14 protein-coding genes and 1 pseudogene are annotated in these 16,306 nt (G+C 42.2%); 5 read left to right on the top strand and 10 right to left on the bottom strand.

From position 1 onward, the window contains the following. Positions 1 to 29: 29 nt before the first annotated feature. From ruvX to DW896_RS06895, 5 genes and pseudogenes are all read right to left on the bottom strand, one after another. Entirely contained in the window at positions 30 to 455 is a 426-nt protein-coding gene (ruvX, locus tag DW896_RS06915; RefSeq protein WP_005827870.1) for a Holliday junction resolvase RuvX, read from the bottom strand. Between the two features lie 115 nt (positions 456 to 570). Further along, complete coding sequence (locus DW896_RS06910; protein ID WP_035448038.1) at positions 571 to 1,323, bottom strand: YjbH domain-containing protein; 753 nt, start codon at positions 1,321 to 1,323, stop codon at positions 571 to 573. A gap of 127 nt (positions 1,324 to 1,450) precedes the next feature. After that, entirely contained in the window at positions 1,451 to 2,575 is a 1,125-nt protein-coding gene (locus DW896_RS06905; protein ID WP_034528679.1) for an OmpA family protein, read from the bottom strand. A 41-nt stretch (positions 2,576 to 2,616) separates the two neighbouring features. Next, positions 2,617 to 3,525 (bottom strand): DUF3869 domain-containing protein, encoded by a 909-nt coding sequence (locus DW896_RS06900; RefSeq protein ID WP_009036841.1) that lies wholly within the window; start codon positions 3,523 to 3,525, stop codon positions 2,617 to 2,619. A gap of 13 nt (positions 3,526 to 3,538) precedes the next feature. After that, a pseudogene (locus tag DW896_RS06895) lies at positions 3,539 to 4,520 on the bottom strand (hypothetical protein); the annotation flags it as partial. Positions 4,521 to 5,321: 801 nt separating this feature from the next. Between DW896_RS06895 and DW896_RS06885 the strand changes: the two are divergent. The 5 genes from DW896_RS06885 to DW896_RS06865 all read left to right on the top strand — a co-directional run bounded on the left by DW896_RS06885 (position 5,322) and on the right by DW896_RS06865 (position 11,014). Next, complete coding sequence (locus tag DW896_RS06885; protein WP_009036838.1) at positions 5,322 to 6,461, top strand: site-specific integrase; 1,140 nt, start codon at positions 5,322 to 5,324, stop codon at positions 6,459 to 6,461. Between the two features lie 342 nt (positions 6,462 to 6,803). Beyond that, complete coding sequence (locus DW896_RS06880; RefSeq protein ID WP_034528957.1) at positions 6,804 to 8,051, top strand: hypothetical protein; 1,248 nt, start codon at positions 6,804 to 6,806, stop codon at positions 8,049 to 8,051. 13 nt (positions 8,052 to 8,064) lie between these two features. After that, positions 8,065 to 8,955 carry a DUF3869 domain-containing protein gene (locus DW896_RS06875; protein WP_009036836.1) on the top strand — a complete coding sequence of 297 codons (891 nt, stop codon included), beginning with the start codon at positions 8,065 to 8,067 and terminating at the stop codon, positions 8,953 to 8,955. A 40-nt stretch (positions 8,956 to 8,995) separates the two neighbouring features. Next, positions 8,996 to 10,135 (top strand): OmpA family protein, encoded by a 1,140-nt coding sequence (locus DW896_RS06870; protein ID WP_034528676.1) that lies wholly within the window; start codon positions 8,996 to 8,998, stop codon positions 10,133 to 10,135. A gap of 129 nt (positions 10,136 to 10,264) precedes the next feature. Further along, positions 10,265 to 11,014, top strand: coding sequence for a YjbH domain-containing protein (locus tag DW896_RS06865; protein WP_369871571.1), 750 nt, complete (start codon positions 10,265 to 10,267; stop codon positions 11,012 to 11,014). Between the two features lie 82 nt (positions 11,015 to 11,096). Here DW896_RS06865 and DW896_RS06860 read toward each other — a convergent pair whose 3' ends face one another. The 5 genes from DW896_RS06860 to cysC all read right to left on the bottom strand — a co-directional run bounded on the left by DW896_RS06860 (position 11,097) and on the right by cysC (position 16,294). Next, positions 11,097 to 12,062: a PCMD domain-containing protein gene (locus tag DW896_RS06860; protein WP_057088318.1), complete on the bottom strand. Its 966-nt coding sequence runs from the start codon at positions 12,060 to 12,062 to the stop codon at positions 11,097 to 11,099. Between the two features lie 25 nt (positions 12,063 to 12,087). Next, positions 12,088 to 13,194: a sulfotransferase gene (locus DW896_RS06855; protein ID WP_022402110.1), complete on the bottom strand. Its 1,107-nt coding sequence runs from the start codon at positions 13,192 to 13,194 to the stop codon at positions 12,088 to 12,090. A gap of 63 nt (positions 13,195 to 13,257) precedes the next feature. Next, entirely contained in the window at positions 13,258 to 14,730 is a 1,473-nt protein-coding gene (gene cysN, locus DW896_RS06850) for a sulfate adenylyltransferase subunit CysN (protein ID WP_022402109.1), read from the bottom strand. A gap of 40 nt (positions 14,731 to 14,770) precedes the next feature. After that, positions 14,771 to 15,682, bottom strand: a complete 912-nt coding sequence (gene cysD / locus DW896_RS06845; RefSeq protein ID WP_005826557.1) for a sulfate adenylyltransferase subunit CysD — start codon at positions 15,680 to 15,682, stop codon at positions 14,771 to 14,773. A gap of 6 nt (positions 15,683 to 15,688) precedes the next feature. Next, positions 15,689 to 16,294 (bottom strand): adenylyl-sulfate kinase, encoded by a 606-nt coding sequence (gene cysC, locus DW896_RS06840; protein ID WP_005836053.1) that lies wholly within the window; start codon positions 16,292 to 16,294, stop codon positions 15,689 to 15,691. Positions 16,295 to 16,306 lie beyond the last annotated feature (12 nt).

Here is a 16,306-nt window from a genome sequence, read left to right as displayed (position 1 = left end):
ATTACTAATTACAAATTACTTTCTATACATTATAAAAAAGAGAAACGTTTGTTCTCTAAATAAGTTTGCAGAATAATAGTTGCACTGATTTCATCCACCAGTGCTTTATTTTGGCGGTCTTTCTTTTTCAATCCGGCCTCAAGCATCGTCCGATGAGCCAGAACAGAAGTAAAACGCTCGTCTACATATTCAACCGGCATGTCAGGCAGTTTCTTCTTCAGCGAACGGACAAAAGGTTCGATATTCTTCATGTTTTCCGAAGCCTCATTATTCATCTGCTTAGGAAGGCCTACCAAGATACGCTCTACCGGCTCCTTAGCCACATAATCAAGAAGAAACTGCAACAATTGGTGTGTAGGCACAGTTGTCAGTCCATTCGCAATCATCTGCAATGTATCACTCACGGCTATTCCCGTGCGTTTCCGACCGTAGTCTATGGCTATTATTCTACTCATAATGGGCTACAAAATTACGATTAAAATTTGAATTCCGCCGTTAATCTTACATATATAATACAGAAAAGGGATGTCTGATAGTATCAAACATCCCCTCCTCTGATTTTTTCACTAATTATTTCAAATGAATTTTGTATGTCAACCCTCCACTGAAATATTTCATCCTCTGCATTTCCACCTGCACATGCAGATGCTTGAACAACAGATAAGTGGCTCCCAAGGCAAAGTCCTTGGAGTCATATTCCGCTATCATCCTTAACTGCGGATGAAAGGACGGATTGTAGGTGACACCCAGTGCAAAGCCATTCAGCTTGTACTCCTTGCGGTCATTATACAGATAGGAAAGATGCACGCCAACCTCCTCTTTACCCGCAACGGGTATCTGCTTGGAAGCGGCAATATAGAAACGGCTGTAATAGCCGTTACCTTCCGTAGTGCTAACTTGACCGCCGCCAGAGGAAGTGAACGGGTCAGATGTCCCCAGCACCACGGCCGGCATGTATTTCCAGAACTGCCCCTCCTTCAACACACGCAGACGGGCGGAAAAGTAACGGTCCTGGTTCGTGAATCCGCTGTACCCGTATGGCTTCAATCCTAACGCCTCTGCCTTGAAAAGTGTACACGTGTAGGCTATCTCCAGAAAGGGAAAGATAGTTACACTCAAGAAATAGTTGTAGGTATGATAGTACCAGGTGGGTGGTGTGAGCTCCTTGTTCAGGAAATTACCGCCGACCATGAAGGTCTTGTCACGCTGCATCTCCGCAGAGGGTGCATGCAACAGCCCAGTCGTACCATACGTCAACTGGGAAAAGGCTGAAAGGGAAAGGCTGCAAAAAAGAACGATAAAGAATAGCTTAAACTTCATCATCACATATAAATTCAGTCGCTGATAAAAAATGGATTGCTTTATGACATGCATCGGACATAGTACCAAAAAAAGGCGTCTGAGTCCCAGACGCCTTCATTTTTAGAGTCTATTTGTCACTTGGAGTATATTATTCCAGGATAACTACGCGGTTCAGGAAGTTCTTGCCGAACATATTGGCAGTACCACCGAATCCAACGAGTTCGAGCTGGTCTTTGTCAACACCCTGAGCAATCAAAGCATCGTAAACAACCTGAGCACGCTTTTCAGACAGCTTCTGGTTCCAAGAAGTGCTACCGGTAGCCTTGTCAGCATAACCTGCAACCTTGTACTTCTTGTCCGGATTAGCCTTCAGAATCTTAGCAGCCAATTCGATGTTAACCTTACCATAGTCGTCCAGACGGGCGCTACCAATCTTGAAGAAGATAGCACGCGGCCCGGCAACTTCAACTTCCTTAGTCACTTCCTTAACTTCAGGTTTAGCGTTGGCCAGTGCATTCTTGCAGTTAGCCAGGTCAGCCTGAGCCTGAGCCAGTTCACTTCTATATCTGTTGATTTCTGCATTGACTGCGTCTTCGTCAATCTTAGAAACCGGAATAAACTTCTTACCACCGAAGATGTAGCTAACACCTGCAGTCAAAGTTCCAGTACCTTCAGCCTTGCGATGGCTGCTGATATTGCCGAATACAGACGGAGCGATAGCACCGCGAGCTTCTACGTCAATAGCCCACTTAGTGTTGATATTGAACTTCAAGCCCAAACCAGCAGAAGCGCCTACACGTGCTCTAGCCTTTTCATCCCCATCAGGAATCATTGTTCCATCGTTTTGAATCAGCACATTAGCTGACTTTGCAACAGTTACTTGAGGACCCAAAAATCCATAAACTTCGAAGAAACGGTTAGGATTAACGCCTGCGAACAATGTAGAAAGATTGATCATTGCATCAATGTTACCACCAAAGTACGTCTTATTATGTTCCCAATACGAGTTATCCAGACACAAGTGCTGAGTAACACCATTGAACTGAGCGCGTACACCCCATGTCGGAGTAATCAACTTACCAACTGATACGCTAAAATGCGGAGCCAATTTATTGAAACCATCATTGTTGATAGCGTGGACACCACCACCTACACTCACGAAAATATTATCGCTCCATTTCGGAGTGTAGTAGTTCGTTTTTTCTTGTGCATTCAGATTTGCTGCACAAGCGCCTGCTAATAATAAGGAGGCTATTACTAATTTACTTTTCATTATTCCTTTAGTTTAAAATTAAAATAATAACTAAAACGATTTTAGTAAGCTGTACCGTCACCATTACCACCACCAGCATTGTTTCCATTGCCATGACCGTGACCATGATCATGAGTAATTGAAACAATATCTTGTGTTGCAGTTGTATTAAGTGCAACCTTAATATTTACACCAGGAATATTATATACCACACCATCTACTGTTGCTGAAACATTATTTACAGAAGTCTGATAGTTTGTAGTAGCTTTCAAAGTAACAGTTGTATAAGGTGCAATTGTTACTTTTTCTGTTCTAACTACTGCAGTAAAACCGGTATTAAGACCTTCTACAGCAGCTTTCAACACAGCTTTCAGTTCTTCATTAGACAAAGCCTTAGTAGCAGGTATATTTGCATCAATCCAAGTTTTTACCTCATCAATGTTAGTAACTGTTTGACCGACATATGCTGTATATGACAATTCTTTGTCTTGAGGATTGGGGCCATCATTGGTATAACTTCCACCATCTACAACCTGACCTATTTCAGGCTTTATAGTCTCAGGATCAGGAGTAGGATATACATCCTTAGCGGCATCTGTTATTTTCTGCAAGAAAATGTTTACTGGAACAAAAGCGAATTGTCCTTTATTCAAAGCAGGAATCACAGCTTGTCCTTCGCCTGGTAAATAATCTTTTTTTGTAGCAGTAAACTTTCTTGTTTCAGGTGCAATTTTACCATCAGCACCAGCCTTCACTTCAGTGTCACCTGTAATATTAAGGCCTTCTGTTATGATAGAACGATCCCCCAAATCATATACAGTAACAGCAATGGTAGCACTTGCAGGATCCAATTCCACAGGTGCAACATTGAATTCTTCCTTTTCGCAGCTTGTGAACATCACACTCGTCAAAGCTACTGCAGCCAATGCTAATTTAGCATTTACGCCACTTAAAAAACTTTTCTTTTTCATCTCAATTAATTAATTAAAAATTTAACAATTCTGACTTAATAAAATATGGGTTAAAACTATTTTCTTCCATCATATTATCACTTGCCTCTGCCTTGTATTCCTTATAATAATACCTTTCATTACCTGCATTATAAGAAATACCCATATTGGTAGAAGTATTCACACGCGGTACATATCCTTTCCTTTTATACTTATAAGGAGGCAATGCCACCTGAAACCGGAATCCTCCATTCGCTTTAGCATGCTCTGCCTTCATGGCATAAAAGCCGATTGAGCAATAACGGAAATGACGAATCATATCGAATTTAATCCCCTTTTCCTTCAACAAATACTGTTCAGCCTTCAGTGTGAACTGTGTATTAAATCGCGGCCAATAGAAATTTCCCCCCCAAAGACCACGTCACACGCCATAATGAAGGATCATATTGGAACTTAAATCCGTCCCAACGTCCAGCTCCCGTATATCCTATTCTTGCCAACAAAGAAAAGCGCTCATCATTAAAGGGTCGAAAGAAATCTACATCAGCACCATATCGGTTGCCACTAAAATAACCTACTGAGAATTTACCAAAAACGTTATAAGGCAATCGAAAACGTTGTGAAAGAGTCAGAAACCCCGGATGAACCTTTCCTTCCCGAGCTCCATATCCATCATTATAAATTGGTATCTTCACTTGTGCTGTGGCTTTCATACCCTTCCATAACGAAATTTCTATTGCAGGACTCAAATCAAATAGAACTTGATAAATCTGCGTAATAATCACGTTCTTGAAAGAGAATTCCGGATACACCAATATATCAATCTTGAACAAAGAGCTATTTTTCAACTTTATTTTCCGTGCATTCTTCCAAGTATCACCCAATTCATAGCTTACATTCCAGTCATCACGTTCTGCTTGGAGCACCGAATCACCCTTTATAGGATGATAATAAAGAGAAATCTGGGGTACATTATTATCCAGAACTATTATGCGGCATGACTTTTCTTCCGGAATACACCTGCTAACAAATGGGCTTTTTATCTAAAACACAGACAATCCTTTGCTTCTCTCCCTTTGTTTGTCTGCTGTTGCATAGGGAATTAATGACGCCTAACGGCCATGAACAACTCTGCTAATGGTCGTCAAGCGATTGCTTTATGGTCGTAAGCAGGGTTGTTCATGGCTGTTAGGTGTCACTAACTCCAAGGCTTTTACGGATGAAGTACGTAGCCCGCATCTATTGTGGATAGGGCGCAAATGTATTGTACAACAACTTAAAGGATATTAGACGGCATTATTCATAGCCGTGAGTTAGGAATCATCCGCTTGAACGGCTCACTCTCCCGGTACTTTTCATAGCCTCTGCGGAATGCCGAACTGATTGATTTATGTAGCTCTTGCGTAATATTATGCTAGTAAACAGATTGTTACTACAAAACTCAGGCGTTTCAGACAAGTGGAAGCTAAATTTGCTTCCACCTTTTCGGATTGCTTCCACCACAGGGCAAATGCCGATGGATAGGGGGATACAGGAGGTGGGTGGAAGTGTGGAAGCAAAGTGATGGAAAATAAATTTCCAGAGAAAGTTTCCGCCGTCATAGCAATAGCCACACTCTTGATAGTTTAATTGTTTCTGGCTTATTATTATATTTGTTCTTTCAGTAACGTGGCGTTCTATACTGTAAATATTTGATAGCTAATAAGGTAATTATAAAAAAGACAAGAGTGATAGAACATGAAAACAATTTTTAGGATTGACTTTTGTTACTGTTTTGTTACTACTAATAATAAACTGTATGTTTTTATTTAAAGAATATGAAAAAACAATTGAATTTAAAAGAGCCAATAAAGGTGAGAACAAAAAAATTGGTTAATGGATGCCAATCCATATATCTGGATATTTATATGAATGGAAGGCGACAATACGAATTCTTAAAGTTGTATATTATCCCTGAACATAATCAAGCTGATAAAAAAAGAAATGCCGAGACGCTAAATTTGGCAAATGCGATAAAGGCTCAGAAGATTTTGGAAATATATAATCAAGCTTACGGATTTAATCATAGCAGATTGTCCAATATGAAGCTGACTGGCTATATGAAATTAATAGCAGAACAAAGTGTGAACAATAGAGTACGGAAAAGTGCCATACATGCTGTTGTATGCCATTTGGAAAGGTATACTCCGAATGGAATATTGCTAAGAAAGGTGGACAAGACTTATTTGTTGGGTTTTATAGATTACTTGAAGAAAACAAAACAAGAACATTGTAAGAAGGAAAAGACATTACATGTTAACACCCAATTCTATTATTTGAAAACGCTGCGATACTGCTTGAACAGGGCCGTATCTGAAGATTATATAACTGTTAATCCGATGAATAAAATAAAGAATGAGGACAAACCAAAACGTAATCGAACAGAAAGGGATTATCTTACTATAAAGGAATTGACCAGATTGGTTCATACTCCTTTTTATAATATCTTATTAAGGAAAGCATTTCTATTCAGCTGTTTTTGTGGATTGAGGCATTGTGATATTATTGCATTGAGATGGGAAGATATACGCTATGATGAAAATGGCAATGCACTATTGAGTATTATTCAGAAGAAGACGAAAGAAGCCATATCGCTTCCACTCTGTTCGGAAGCCATAAAACATCTGCCAGACAGAGGAAATGCACCAGAAACGGAAAAGGTATTTGCCGGATTGGTCTCACTGGGACGAAGTAATGTGATTTTACACAAATGGGTTGAACAAGCTGGGATATCAAAGCATGTAACATTTCACACAGCGCGCCACACACATGCAACAATGATGCTGACATTGGGAGTAGATTTATATACAGTCTCCAAACTATTGGGACATACCAATATACAGACAACACAAATTTATGCAAAGCTTGTAGATGAAAGTAAAAAGAAGGCTATCGATTTAATTCCTAATATATCATAGGGGTTGGTTAAATGCGAAGTGCAATTTGTCATTCTCTTTAATTCTTGCAGATATTTCTTCTATTTATCCTTTCTACAGAGATAAGTGAGTTAGCCAAAACTGCTAAAAATGACTATTTGGCACAAAAAACAACATTCTGTATAACAATTACGTACAACTATATTAAGGATTTCAAGATAGCTAATATACTTCATATAAACAATCTGAGTCTTTATTAGGGGCTTTTGAGGAAAAAACAACATTATTTCGTTTTTTCATATAAAAATCTTTGGTATTATTAAAAATGTGTCTATTTTTGCACCATATTTTGTGTTATACGGACACAAAAAATGGTTGAAAAAGATGAGGTATAAAAACTCTAACATAAGAAAGTGCCTAACAACTAAAACAATAGCACAATGTGCAGCGTTCTTTTTATACTGTTTGCTTCCTTTGAAAGGGATTTGCCAAACGGGGGAAAGTACTGTAAATGCTTTAGTGAAAATGGGATTTGAAAATGTTGGATGGACAGAAGATGGCAATGAACGTGTTTATGTTCTGCAGAACTCTGCATATCGTTTGCAAGGTGTAGGCATAGGCAAAGCGGTGGATGTTATCCAAAAGATGGGTTTACCGGAAGAAAAGTCATGCCGAATAATAGTTCTGGACAATAATGTACCCCAGATTTCTCTTTATTATCATCCTATAAAGGGTGATTCGGTGCTCCAAGCAGAACGTGATGACTGGAATGTAAGCTATGAATTGGGTGATACTTGGAAGAATGCACGGAAAATAAAGTTGAAAAATAGCTCTTTGTTCAAGATTGATGTATTGGTGTATCCTCAATTAGCTTTCAAGAATCTGGTGATTACACAGATTTATCAGGTCTTGTTTGATTTGAGCCCTGCGATAGAGGTTTCGTTATGGAAAGGAATGAAACTAACGGCACAAGTGAAAATACCGGTTTATAATGATGGGTATGGAAAATATGAAGGTAAGGTTCATCCGGGAAATTTGACTCTTTCACAACGCTTCAGGTTGCCGTATAATGTGTTTGGCAAAGTGACTGTCGGATATTTTAATGCGGATCAATATGGATTTGATGTGGATTTTTTTAGGCCTTTTAATGATGAGAGATTTTCTTTATTGGCTCGAATAGGATATACTGGAACCGGATATTGGAATGGATTTAAATTGCATTATGATCCTTCTACATGGGTTGCTACTTGGTCTTTGGGGGGTAGCTTTTATTGGCCGCAGTTCAATACCCAGTTCACGCTGAAAGCTGAACAGTATCTAATGAAGGAAAAGGGGGTCAGATTTGAAATGGTTCGTCATTTCCGCTATTGTTCGATAGGCTTTTATGCTATGAAAGCAGAGCATGCCAAGGCGAATGGAGGATTCCGGTTTCAGGTATCATTGCCTCCTTATAAGTATAAGAGAAGAGGGTATATACCGCGTGTAAATACCTCTGCCCATATGGGCATTGTATATAATGCGGGTAATGAAAGGACTTATTATAAGCAATACAAGGCAGAGGCAAGTGATAATATAATGGAAGAGAATAGTTTTAACCCATATTTTATTAAGTCAGAATTGTTAAATTTTTAATTAATTAATTGAGATGAAAAAGATTAAATTCTTAAACGGCATAAATGCAGTGTTTGCACTTGCCGTAGTAGCTTTGGCTACAGCTTTCACTTCTTGTGAAAAAGAAGAGTTCAATGTAAATATTGAGCCTATCAATGCGCAAGCTACTATCAGTCCGATTGTACTTGCTGTAGAGAATGGCGTTACAACTGATGTAACAAGTGTTGCTACGGTCACTATCAGTCCGTCAGCTACGTTTACTGGTAATCCTACTTTGGCAGCAACTACAGCTACGGTTACCGCTTCTTATAATGATATGAGTGTAGAAGTTAAAGTTGCTGTTCCTGCATTGCAAGCTGGCCAGTTTGCTTCTTTAACTCCGACTATTATTCTTCAAAAAGAAACAGCAGAAACAAAAATCGTTGTAGATCCTCAAGAATCTACAAATACTGAGAATAAGGAGGGTTTTGAAGATAATACGACAGATTACTATTACTATACAACAGGAAAATATCTTAATAAGTCAGGAAATAAGGTATTGGAAGATACAAAGGTGATCAATACAACAGATTTACTTGAAATCGGAGCTATTAATTCTTTCTTTAGTACTCTTAAAGATACTTATAAAGAGGAAGAAGTTGAGATAGATAAGGAAATTCCGGTTTATGCTCACTCTCGTACGATAATTAATGTCGCTTATACTGTTGTAACTACTGATTATAAGATTGTTAAAAAAGCTGATGCTAATACAAAAGCAGGGGAAGAAATTTTAGCTTCTATGAAGGTTAAAAATTTTGCGACTGCTTTAGGAGACATCCTGGTTGATCAACAGATTCCTGGTCACAATCACGCTCCTGCAGGTCATGGTCATGGCCATGGTCATGGTGGAGATAATGCTGGTGGCGGTATTGTTGTTGCTGATTAACAGAACGTTTAGTTGTTATTTATCTTAAACTAAAGAGAAAATGAAAAGTAAATTAATGATAGCCTCCTTACTATTGGCAGGCGCTTGTGCAGCAAATCTAAGTGCACAAGAAAAAACGAACTACTACACTCCGAAATGGAGCGATAATATTTTCGTGAGTGTAGGTGGTGGTATCCACGCCATCAACAATGACGGTTTCAATAAGATTGCTCCGCATTTCAGCGTATCAGTTGGTAAGTTGATTACTCCGACGTGGGGTGTACGTGCTCAGGTAAACGGTATTACTCAGCATCTGTGTTTGGATGATGCTTATTGGGAACACAACAAGACTTATGTAGGTGGTAACATTGATGCAATGATCAATCTTTCTACATTGTTCGCAGGCGTTAATCCTAACCGTTTCTTCGAAGTTTACGGTTTCTTGGGACCTCAAATTTCTGTAGCAAAATCTCAAAATGTGGATGTTACAATTAGTGCTGACGGTACTTCGCAGTCTATGACTCCTGCCGGTGAAGCTGAAATGCGTGCACGTATCGGTGCTTCTGCCGGTTTGGGCTTGAAGTTCAATATCAACACCAAGTGGGCTATTGACGTAGAAGCTCGCGGTGCTATCGCCCCGTCCATTTTCGGTAACATCAGCAGCCATCGCAAGGCTGAAGGTACAGGCATGCTGACCGCAGGTGTTAGCTACATCTTCGGTGGCAAGAAATTTGTGAAGGCTTCCAATATCGACGAAGATGCTATCAATGCGGAAATCAACAGATATAGAAGCGAACTGGCTCAGGCTCAGGCTGACCTGGCTAACTGCAAGAATGCACTGGCCAACGCTAAACCTGAAGTTAAGGAAGTGACCAAGGAAGTTGAAGTTGCCGGTCCGCGTGCCATCTTCTTCAAGATTGGCAGCGCCCGTCTGGACGACTATGGCAAGGTTAACATCCAGTTGGCTGCCAAGATTCTGAAGGCTAATCCGGATAGGAAGTACAAAGTTGCCGGTTATTGCGATAAGGCTACCGGTAGCGCTTCTTGGAACCAGAAACTGTCTGAAAAGCGTGCTCAGGTTGTTTACGATGCTTTGATTGCAGAAGGTGTAAGTAAAGACCAACTTGAGCTCGTAGGATTTGGAGGTACTGAAAACATGTTCGGCAAGAACTTCCTGAACCGTGTAGTTATCCTGGAATAATAACTCCAAGTGACAAATAGACTCTAAAAATGAAGGCGTCTGGGACTCAGACGCCTTTTTTTGGTACTATGTCCGATGCATGTCATAAAGCAATCCATTTTTTATCAGCGACTGAATTTATATGTGATGATGAAGTTTAAGCTATTCTTTATCGTTCTGTTTTGCAGCCTTTCCCTTTCGGCCTTTTCCCAGTTGTCGTATGGTACGACCGGGCTGTTGCATGCACCCTCTGCGGAGATGCAGCGTGACAAGACTTTCATGGTTGGCGGTAACTTCCTGAACAAGGAGCTCACACCACCCACCTGGTACTATCATACCTACAACTACTTCCTGAATGTCACAGTCTTTCCCTTTCTGGAAGTGGCCTACACGTGTACACTTTTCAAGGCGGAGGCGTTGGGATTGAAGCCATACGGATACAGCGGATTCACGAACCAGGACCGTTACTTTTCCGCCCGACTGCGTGTGTTGAAGGAGGGGCAGTTCTGGAAATACATGCCGGCTGTCGTGCTGGGGACGTCCGACCCGTTCACTTCTTCCGGAGGGGGGCAAGTCGGCACCACGGAAGGTAACGGATATTACAGCCGTTTCTACATTGCCGCCTCCAAGCATATACCCGTTGTGGGTAAAGAGGAGATTGGTGTCCATCTTTCCTACCTTTACAACAACCGCAAGGAGTACAAGCTGAATGGCTTTGCACTGGGTGTCACCTACAATCCGTCCTTCCATCCGCAGCTGAGGGTGATAGCGGAATATGACTCCAAGGACTTTGCCTTGGGAGCCACCTATCTGTTGTTCAAGCATCTGCATGTGCAGGTGGAAATGCAGAGGATGAAATATTTCAGTGGAGGGCTGACATACAAAATTCATCTGAAATAAGAAATAAGAAGTAACCCAAAGTCTCAGTGACTCCATTAAAAAAGCAGCTAAAGTATGACATCCAACTTTAACTGCTTTTATTCTAATATACCAATTTTACATTGTCAATCCACAACGAATTACCGGGAGAACCTATGTAAGCACCGCCATGGCTGGAGGTAAACTGTAACAACAAATGAGTAGGCACATCATCTTCCGTTCCCCAGGCAACCTCCTTAATAGGTACGCTCTCTCCTTTACTATTAACTGCATAGCGTTCTTCAACCTGAAGACGCATCATGTGGGCCTTGTACGCAGGGTCACCGGTAATATCACCGTACATGATGGAATAAGTGGCATTATTATGCCAATCGGTAGTAGTATAATATCTTACGACCATCGTTCCTACGCGCTTGGCATAGATATTCCCCTTCTCATCTTCCCAACGCTTTTGCAGAAACAGATTCACTTCCGGGAAGTCCTTTCCTTCCACATCTGTGATACGGCTAAAGCCCGTTGCACGAATACGCTTCTCGCGGTCGGACATCTTTACTTTATAATCAAACTGTATGGCGATAGGTTTCTTTGTAAACGGTATGCCGGAATTCAGCATTTTCTGCGGATTTTTGGTTCCCTTGATAGGTTCGTGCACCTCACCCAGAAACATAGAGCCGGCAGCCAGCACCGTGATATCCACTATTCCAAAAACCTTCACACTTTCCATACGGGTGTCCATGCGGGCGCAGAAACCATCCCCTCGCTTTTCCGGAAAAACAGAAGTATTAGTTTTCGTGATACCGGCTACCCGGGCCATCACATTGGATGTCGCCCACGGCGAACCTCCCATATTCTTGTATGCCTTGGTTTCGGTGACAGTAGCAGTAGGGCCGATGGCATACACATTCTTCGTGGCACCGCCAATAATACCGGATTCCTTGATTTGGCGGTCAATCCATTGATCCATATTTCCGAAAGGAATCATCTCTACCTCGTGCTGCTGCGCAGAAACGGCTCCGCAACAAAGCATGGCAGACAGCACTCCCAACATACGAATTTTCTTTTGAATCATTTCTCTCATTGATAATTGACAATCATTATAAATCGTACTTCCACTGTTCCAGCGCAAAATTCCAGTTATCCTGAACCAACTGCACTGTACGCTCATCATACTTGTATTTATTCTTCTTATATCCTTTCTTTCCGCCTACATACTTCTCAATATCGGCACGCGCCTCTGCAAAGCCCGGAATGGACAAAGCCTTGTAGATATGTTCAGTCATTCCCATTGCGTCCGCTTCGAAGTCCTCAAACTTCACCTCTATCAAGTTTCCTTCAGGAATGCATGCCTTGTCCGCTTCGTACTTATGATACAGTTTGGCATAAATGGACAAAATATTCTTCTCAAGCTCCTCATGACTGATATCCTGCAGTTTCAACGGCTGAATGGTGTTAGTAAAGAAACTACGTGTGCTTTCGAAAACAGTATAAGGATTACGCATCAGATAGATAAACTTGGCATTGGGGAACATCTTGACAAGCTCTTTCACACGTCCCGTATGAGGCGGATTCTTACTAAGAAACTGGGTTCCGTTCGTATTCCAAAGAGAAATCTTTATCAGTTTGACGAAAGTCTCCTCAAATACTTTCAGCTCTTTCTCTGTGATGTCATCAAACAGCAGGTATTTATCGGCATACTCTTGCTGATATTCGGGCAGGAACCAGAAATTATAATAGGTGTAGGGCATCATATTTGCCAAAGCAAACTCCTCTTCTTGCGGAAGGTCAACGGCAAGTTCCATATTGTCCGTGGGACGTTTGTCCGGCATCAACCAACTCATGTTCTTCTTGAAGAAAGGCTGCCCCCACATCATAAGATGCGGAAATACAGTCTGGTATGTCGTGTTGTAGCCGAAATGCTTGTCGCAGGAGAAAACATTATGCACAAACGTAGTTCCGCTACGCCAGTGTCCCAAAATGAATACCGGATCATGCTCCAAGGGCTTATCTGCCAGAAGCTTTTCATAGCGTCTGTCCTGCAGAGGAGCCAAAGTGGACAGCAGGCGGCAGACAGCTTTTGTTAGCCGATACTTGCCTTTGTAGGCAGCACCGATGTCACGACCGCCCGTTATATCCTTGAATGTTTTCCAATCCGCACCTACCAGGGTGTTTATCGGAAGCTTATTGAATTCTAACAATCCCATTATTATCTTTATATTAATATGTTATGGTTTTCTTCCGGTGATACCGAGAGAGAACTGCAATACTTATAAAGAAGTACTGCACTCTATCCGTACGGCCACGCCCTGGCGTTCCAGCTCTTTCACAGCCTTTTCTATAGCTTCGTAATGTTCGGGAGCTATACCCAGCTTAGGCAAATTCAGCATAGGCAGGTCCTCAGCTAAGTGCATGTCCTTATCCTCCACCCTATCGATAATCATACCTACAGCACTGGTATTGTTGGTTATCGGGTCTATCAGGATGAACGAACCGGTAGCCTTATTCTGCCGATAAGGGTCAAAGAAAAGCTCTTTGGCAGTGGTCAGCACCACACGCGCAATCTGATTGAGCTGCATCGGCAATGTTTCCTTGCTCAACTTTCCATTGTCAATGGAAAGATGCTCCATCGTATTGACATCCACCTTATACTTGATACTGTCGATGCGAGTACGGCTTATATTGGTGGTCTGTTTGATGAAGAATGATTTGTTGATATCCATCGGCTCTTCATCCATCCAAACCAGCATCGTTTCAAAATTGCGGTCCATGACGGGCAGGTTATCCGGATGTACCAGCATTTCCCCTCTCGACACATCTATCTCGTCTTCCAGAGTCAGGGTGACGGACTGGGGCGGAAAGGCGTAATCCAATTCGCCGTCGTATGTAACTATACTCTTGATATGCGACTTCTTACCGGAAGGCAATGCCATCACTTCATCTCCCTTACGAATAATACCCGAAGCCACCTTACCGCAAAAACCACGGAAATCGAGATTGGGGCGCAAGACGTATTGAATCGGGAAACGAAAATCCTTCAAATTATGGTCGTTGTCAATATGTACCGTCTCCAGAAAGTCAAGAAGTGAAATACCCTCATACCAAGGAGTACGTTCCGATTTCTCCACCACATTGTCGCCATCCAAAGCTGACAGCGGAATGCAGTTTACGTCAGGAATGCCCAATGGAGCTATAAACTTCCGATATTCATCGACTATCTCATTAAAACGTTCTTCGGAGAAATCCACCAAGTCCATCTTATTGACAGCAAGCACCACATGCTTGATGCCAAGCAACGACACCAGGAAAGTATGCCGGCGCGTCTGCGTAATGACACCCATACGCGCATCCACCAGAATAATTGCCAAGTTAGCTGTAGAGCCCCCGGTAATCATGTTGCGTGTGTACTGCTCGTGTCCCGGAGTATCGGCAATGATAAACTTACGATTGTTGGTCGAGAAGTAGCGGTATGCCACGTCGATGGTGATGCCTTGTTCGCGCTCTGCCTTCAAGCCGTCCAGCAAAAGGGCGTAGTCAATGTGGTCGCCGGCATTTCCCATGCGCTTGCTGTCGCGTTCCAGTGCGTCCAGCTGATCCTCATATAGTTTCTTGCTGTCGAACAACAGACGGCCTATCAATGTGGATTTTCCGTCATCCACAGAACCGGCAGTCAGTAAGCGCAATAAGTCTTTCTGCTCATCCTTATCAAGAAAAGCCTTTATATCAAGTGTAGAATCGTTCATCCTTAATGATTTAATTTTTAATTCTTAATTTTTAATTCCTTTAGAAGTATCCCTCGCGCTTCTTCTGCTCCATGCTTGCGTCTTGGTCGAAGTCAATGACACGGGTCGTCCGTTCACTCTTGGTGGTGGTCATCATTTCCTCGACAATCTTCTCGATGGTATCGGCATCGCTTTCCACAGCACCGGTCAACGGCCAGCAACCCAGCGTACGGAAACGCACCATACGCATCTTTATCTGGTCGCGGTACTGTTCCGGCAAGCGGTCGTCATCCGCCATTATCAGATTTCCGTCAATCTCCACACAAGGACGTTCCTTGGCAAAATACAACGGCACAATAGGAATATTTTCCAAACGTATATATTGCCAGATGTCCAGCTCCGTCCAATTACTTAACGGAAATACTCGGATACTCTCTCCTTTATGTACCCGGGCATTATAAATATCCCACAATTCGGGACGCTGATTTTTGGGGTCCCATTGATGGAACTTGTCACGGAAGGAGAAAATACGCTCTTTGGCACGTGACTTCTCCTCGTCGCGACGAGCACCACCGAATGCCGCATCAAACTTATACTTATCCAATGCGTGGAGCAAAGCCTGCGTTTTCATCAGGTCCGTATGCACCTTGCTGCCATGCGTAAAAGGCCCGACACCTGCATTGAAAGCTTCCATATTGCTTTCCACTATCAGGTTCCAACCATACTTCTTGGCATACTCGTCACGGAACTGTATCATCTCCTTAAACTTCCACTTGGAATCGATGTGCATCAACGGGAACGGCACTTTGCCGGGAGCAAACGCCTTTTCGGCCAAGCGCACCATAACCGAAGAATCCTTGCCGATACTATACAGCATCACCGGATTTTCAAACTCCGCTGCCACTTCACGGATAATATGAATGGACTCTGCTTCGAGTTCCTTCAAATGGCTCAATTTATATTCTTCTTTCATTATATCTTATTTCTTCTGAATTCTTGGTAAAATGAGTTCCAACAGTTTATTGACCGATTCTTCCAGGCTGAGAACAGAGGTATCCAACGTCAGAGCCGGATGAGCCGGTTCCTCAAAAGGCGCGGAAATACCTGTAAAATTCTTGATTTCTCCCTTACGTGCCTTGGCATAAAGTCCCTTCACGTCACGGCGTTCACACTCTTCAAGCGGGGTACTGACATAAACTTCCAGAAAATCGTCTTGTCCGATAATATCAGCCGCCATTTCACGAATATCGTTATTAGGACTGATAAAAGCCGCGATTGTTATAACACCCGTATCAAGAAAGAGTTTGGAAACTTCGGCTATACGCCGGATATTCTCCACACGGTCGGCCTCCGTAAAACCGAGGTTATTGTTGATGCCACTGCGGATGTTGTCACCATCCAGGATACGGCAAAGCAATCCTCTTTTATGAAGTTCGCGCTCCAAGGCAATGGCTATCGTACTTTTGCCGGAGCCGCTCAAACCGGTAAACCAAACCATCACGCTGTGCTGCTTCAACAAGTCTTCTTTGTCTTTCCGCATCAGCATTTTGTCAAATATCGGATATATGTGGTTGTTTTCTTCCATATGTTATTATTT

This window comes from Bacteroides sp. AM41-16 (assembly GCF_003603495.1).
GTDB lineage: Bacteria > Bacteroidota > Bacteroidia > Bacteroidales > Bacteroidaceae > Bacteroides > Bacteroides uniformis.
The sequence above is the reverse complement of the archived record's forward strand: the minus strand, read 5'-3'. Positions and strand labels throughout refer to the sequence as shown.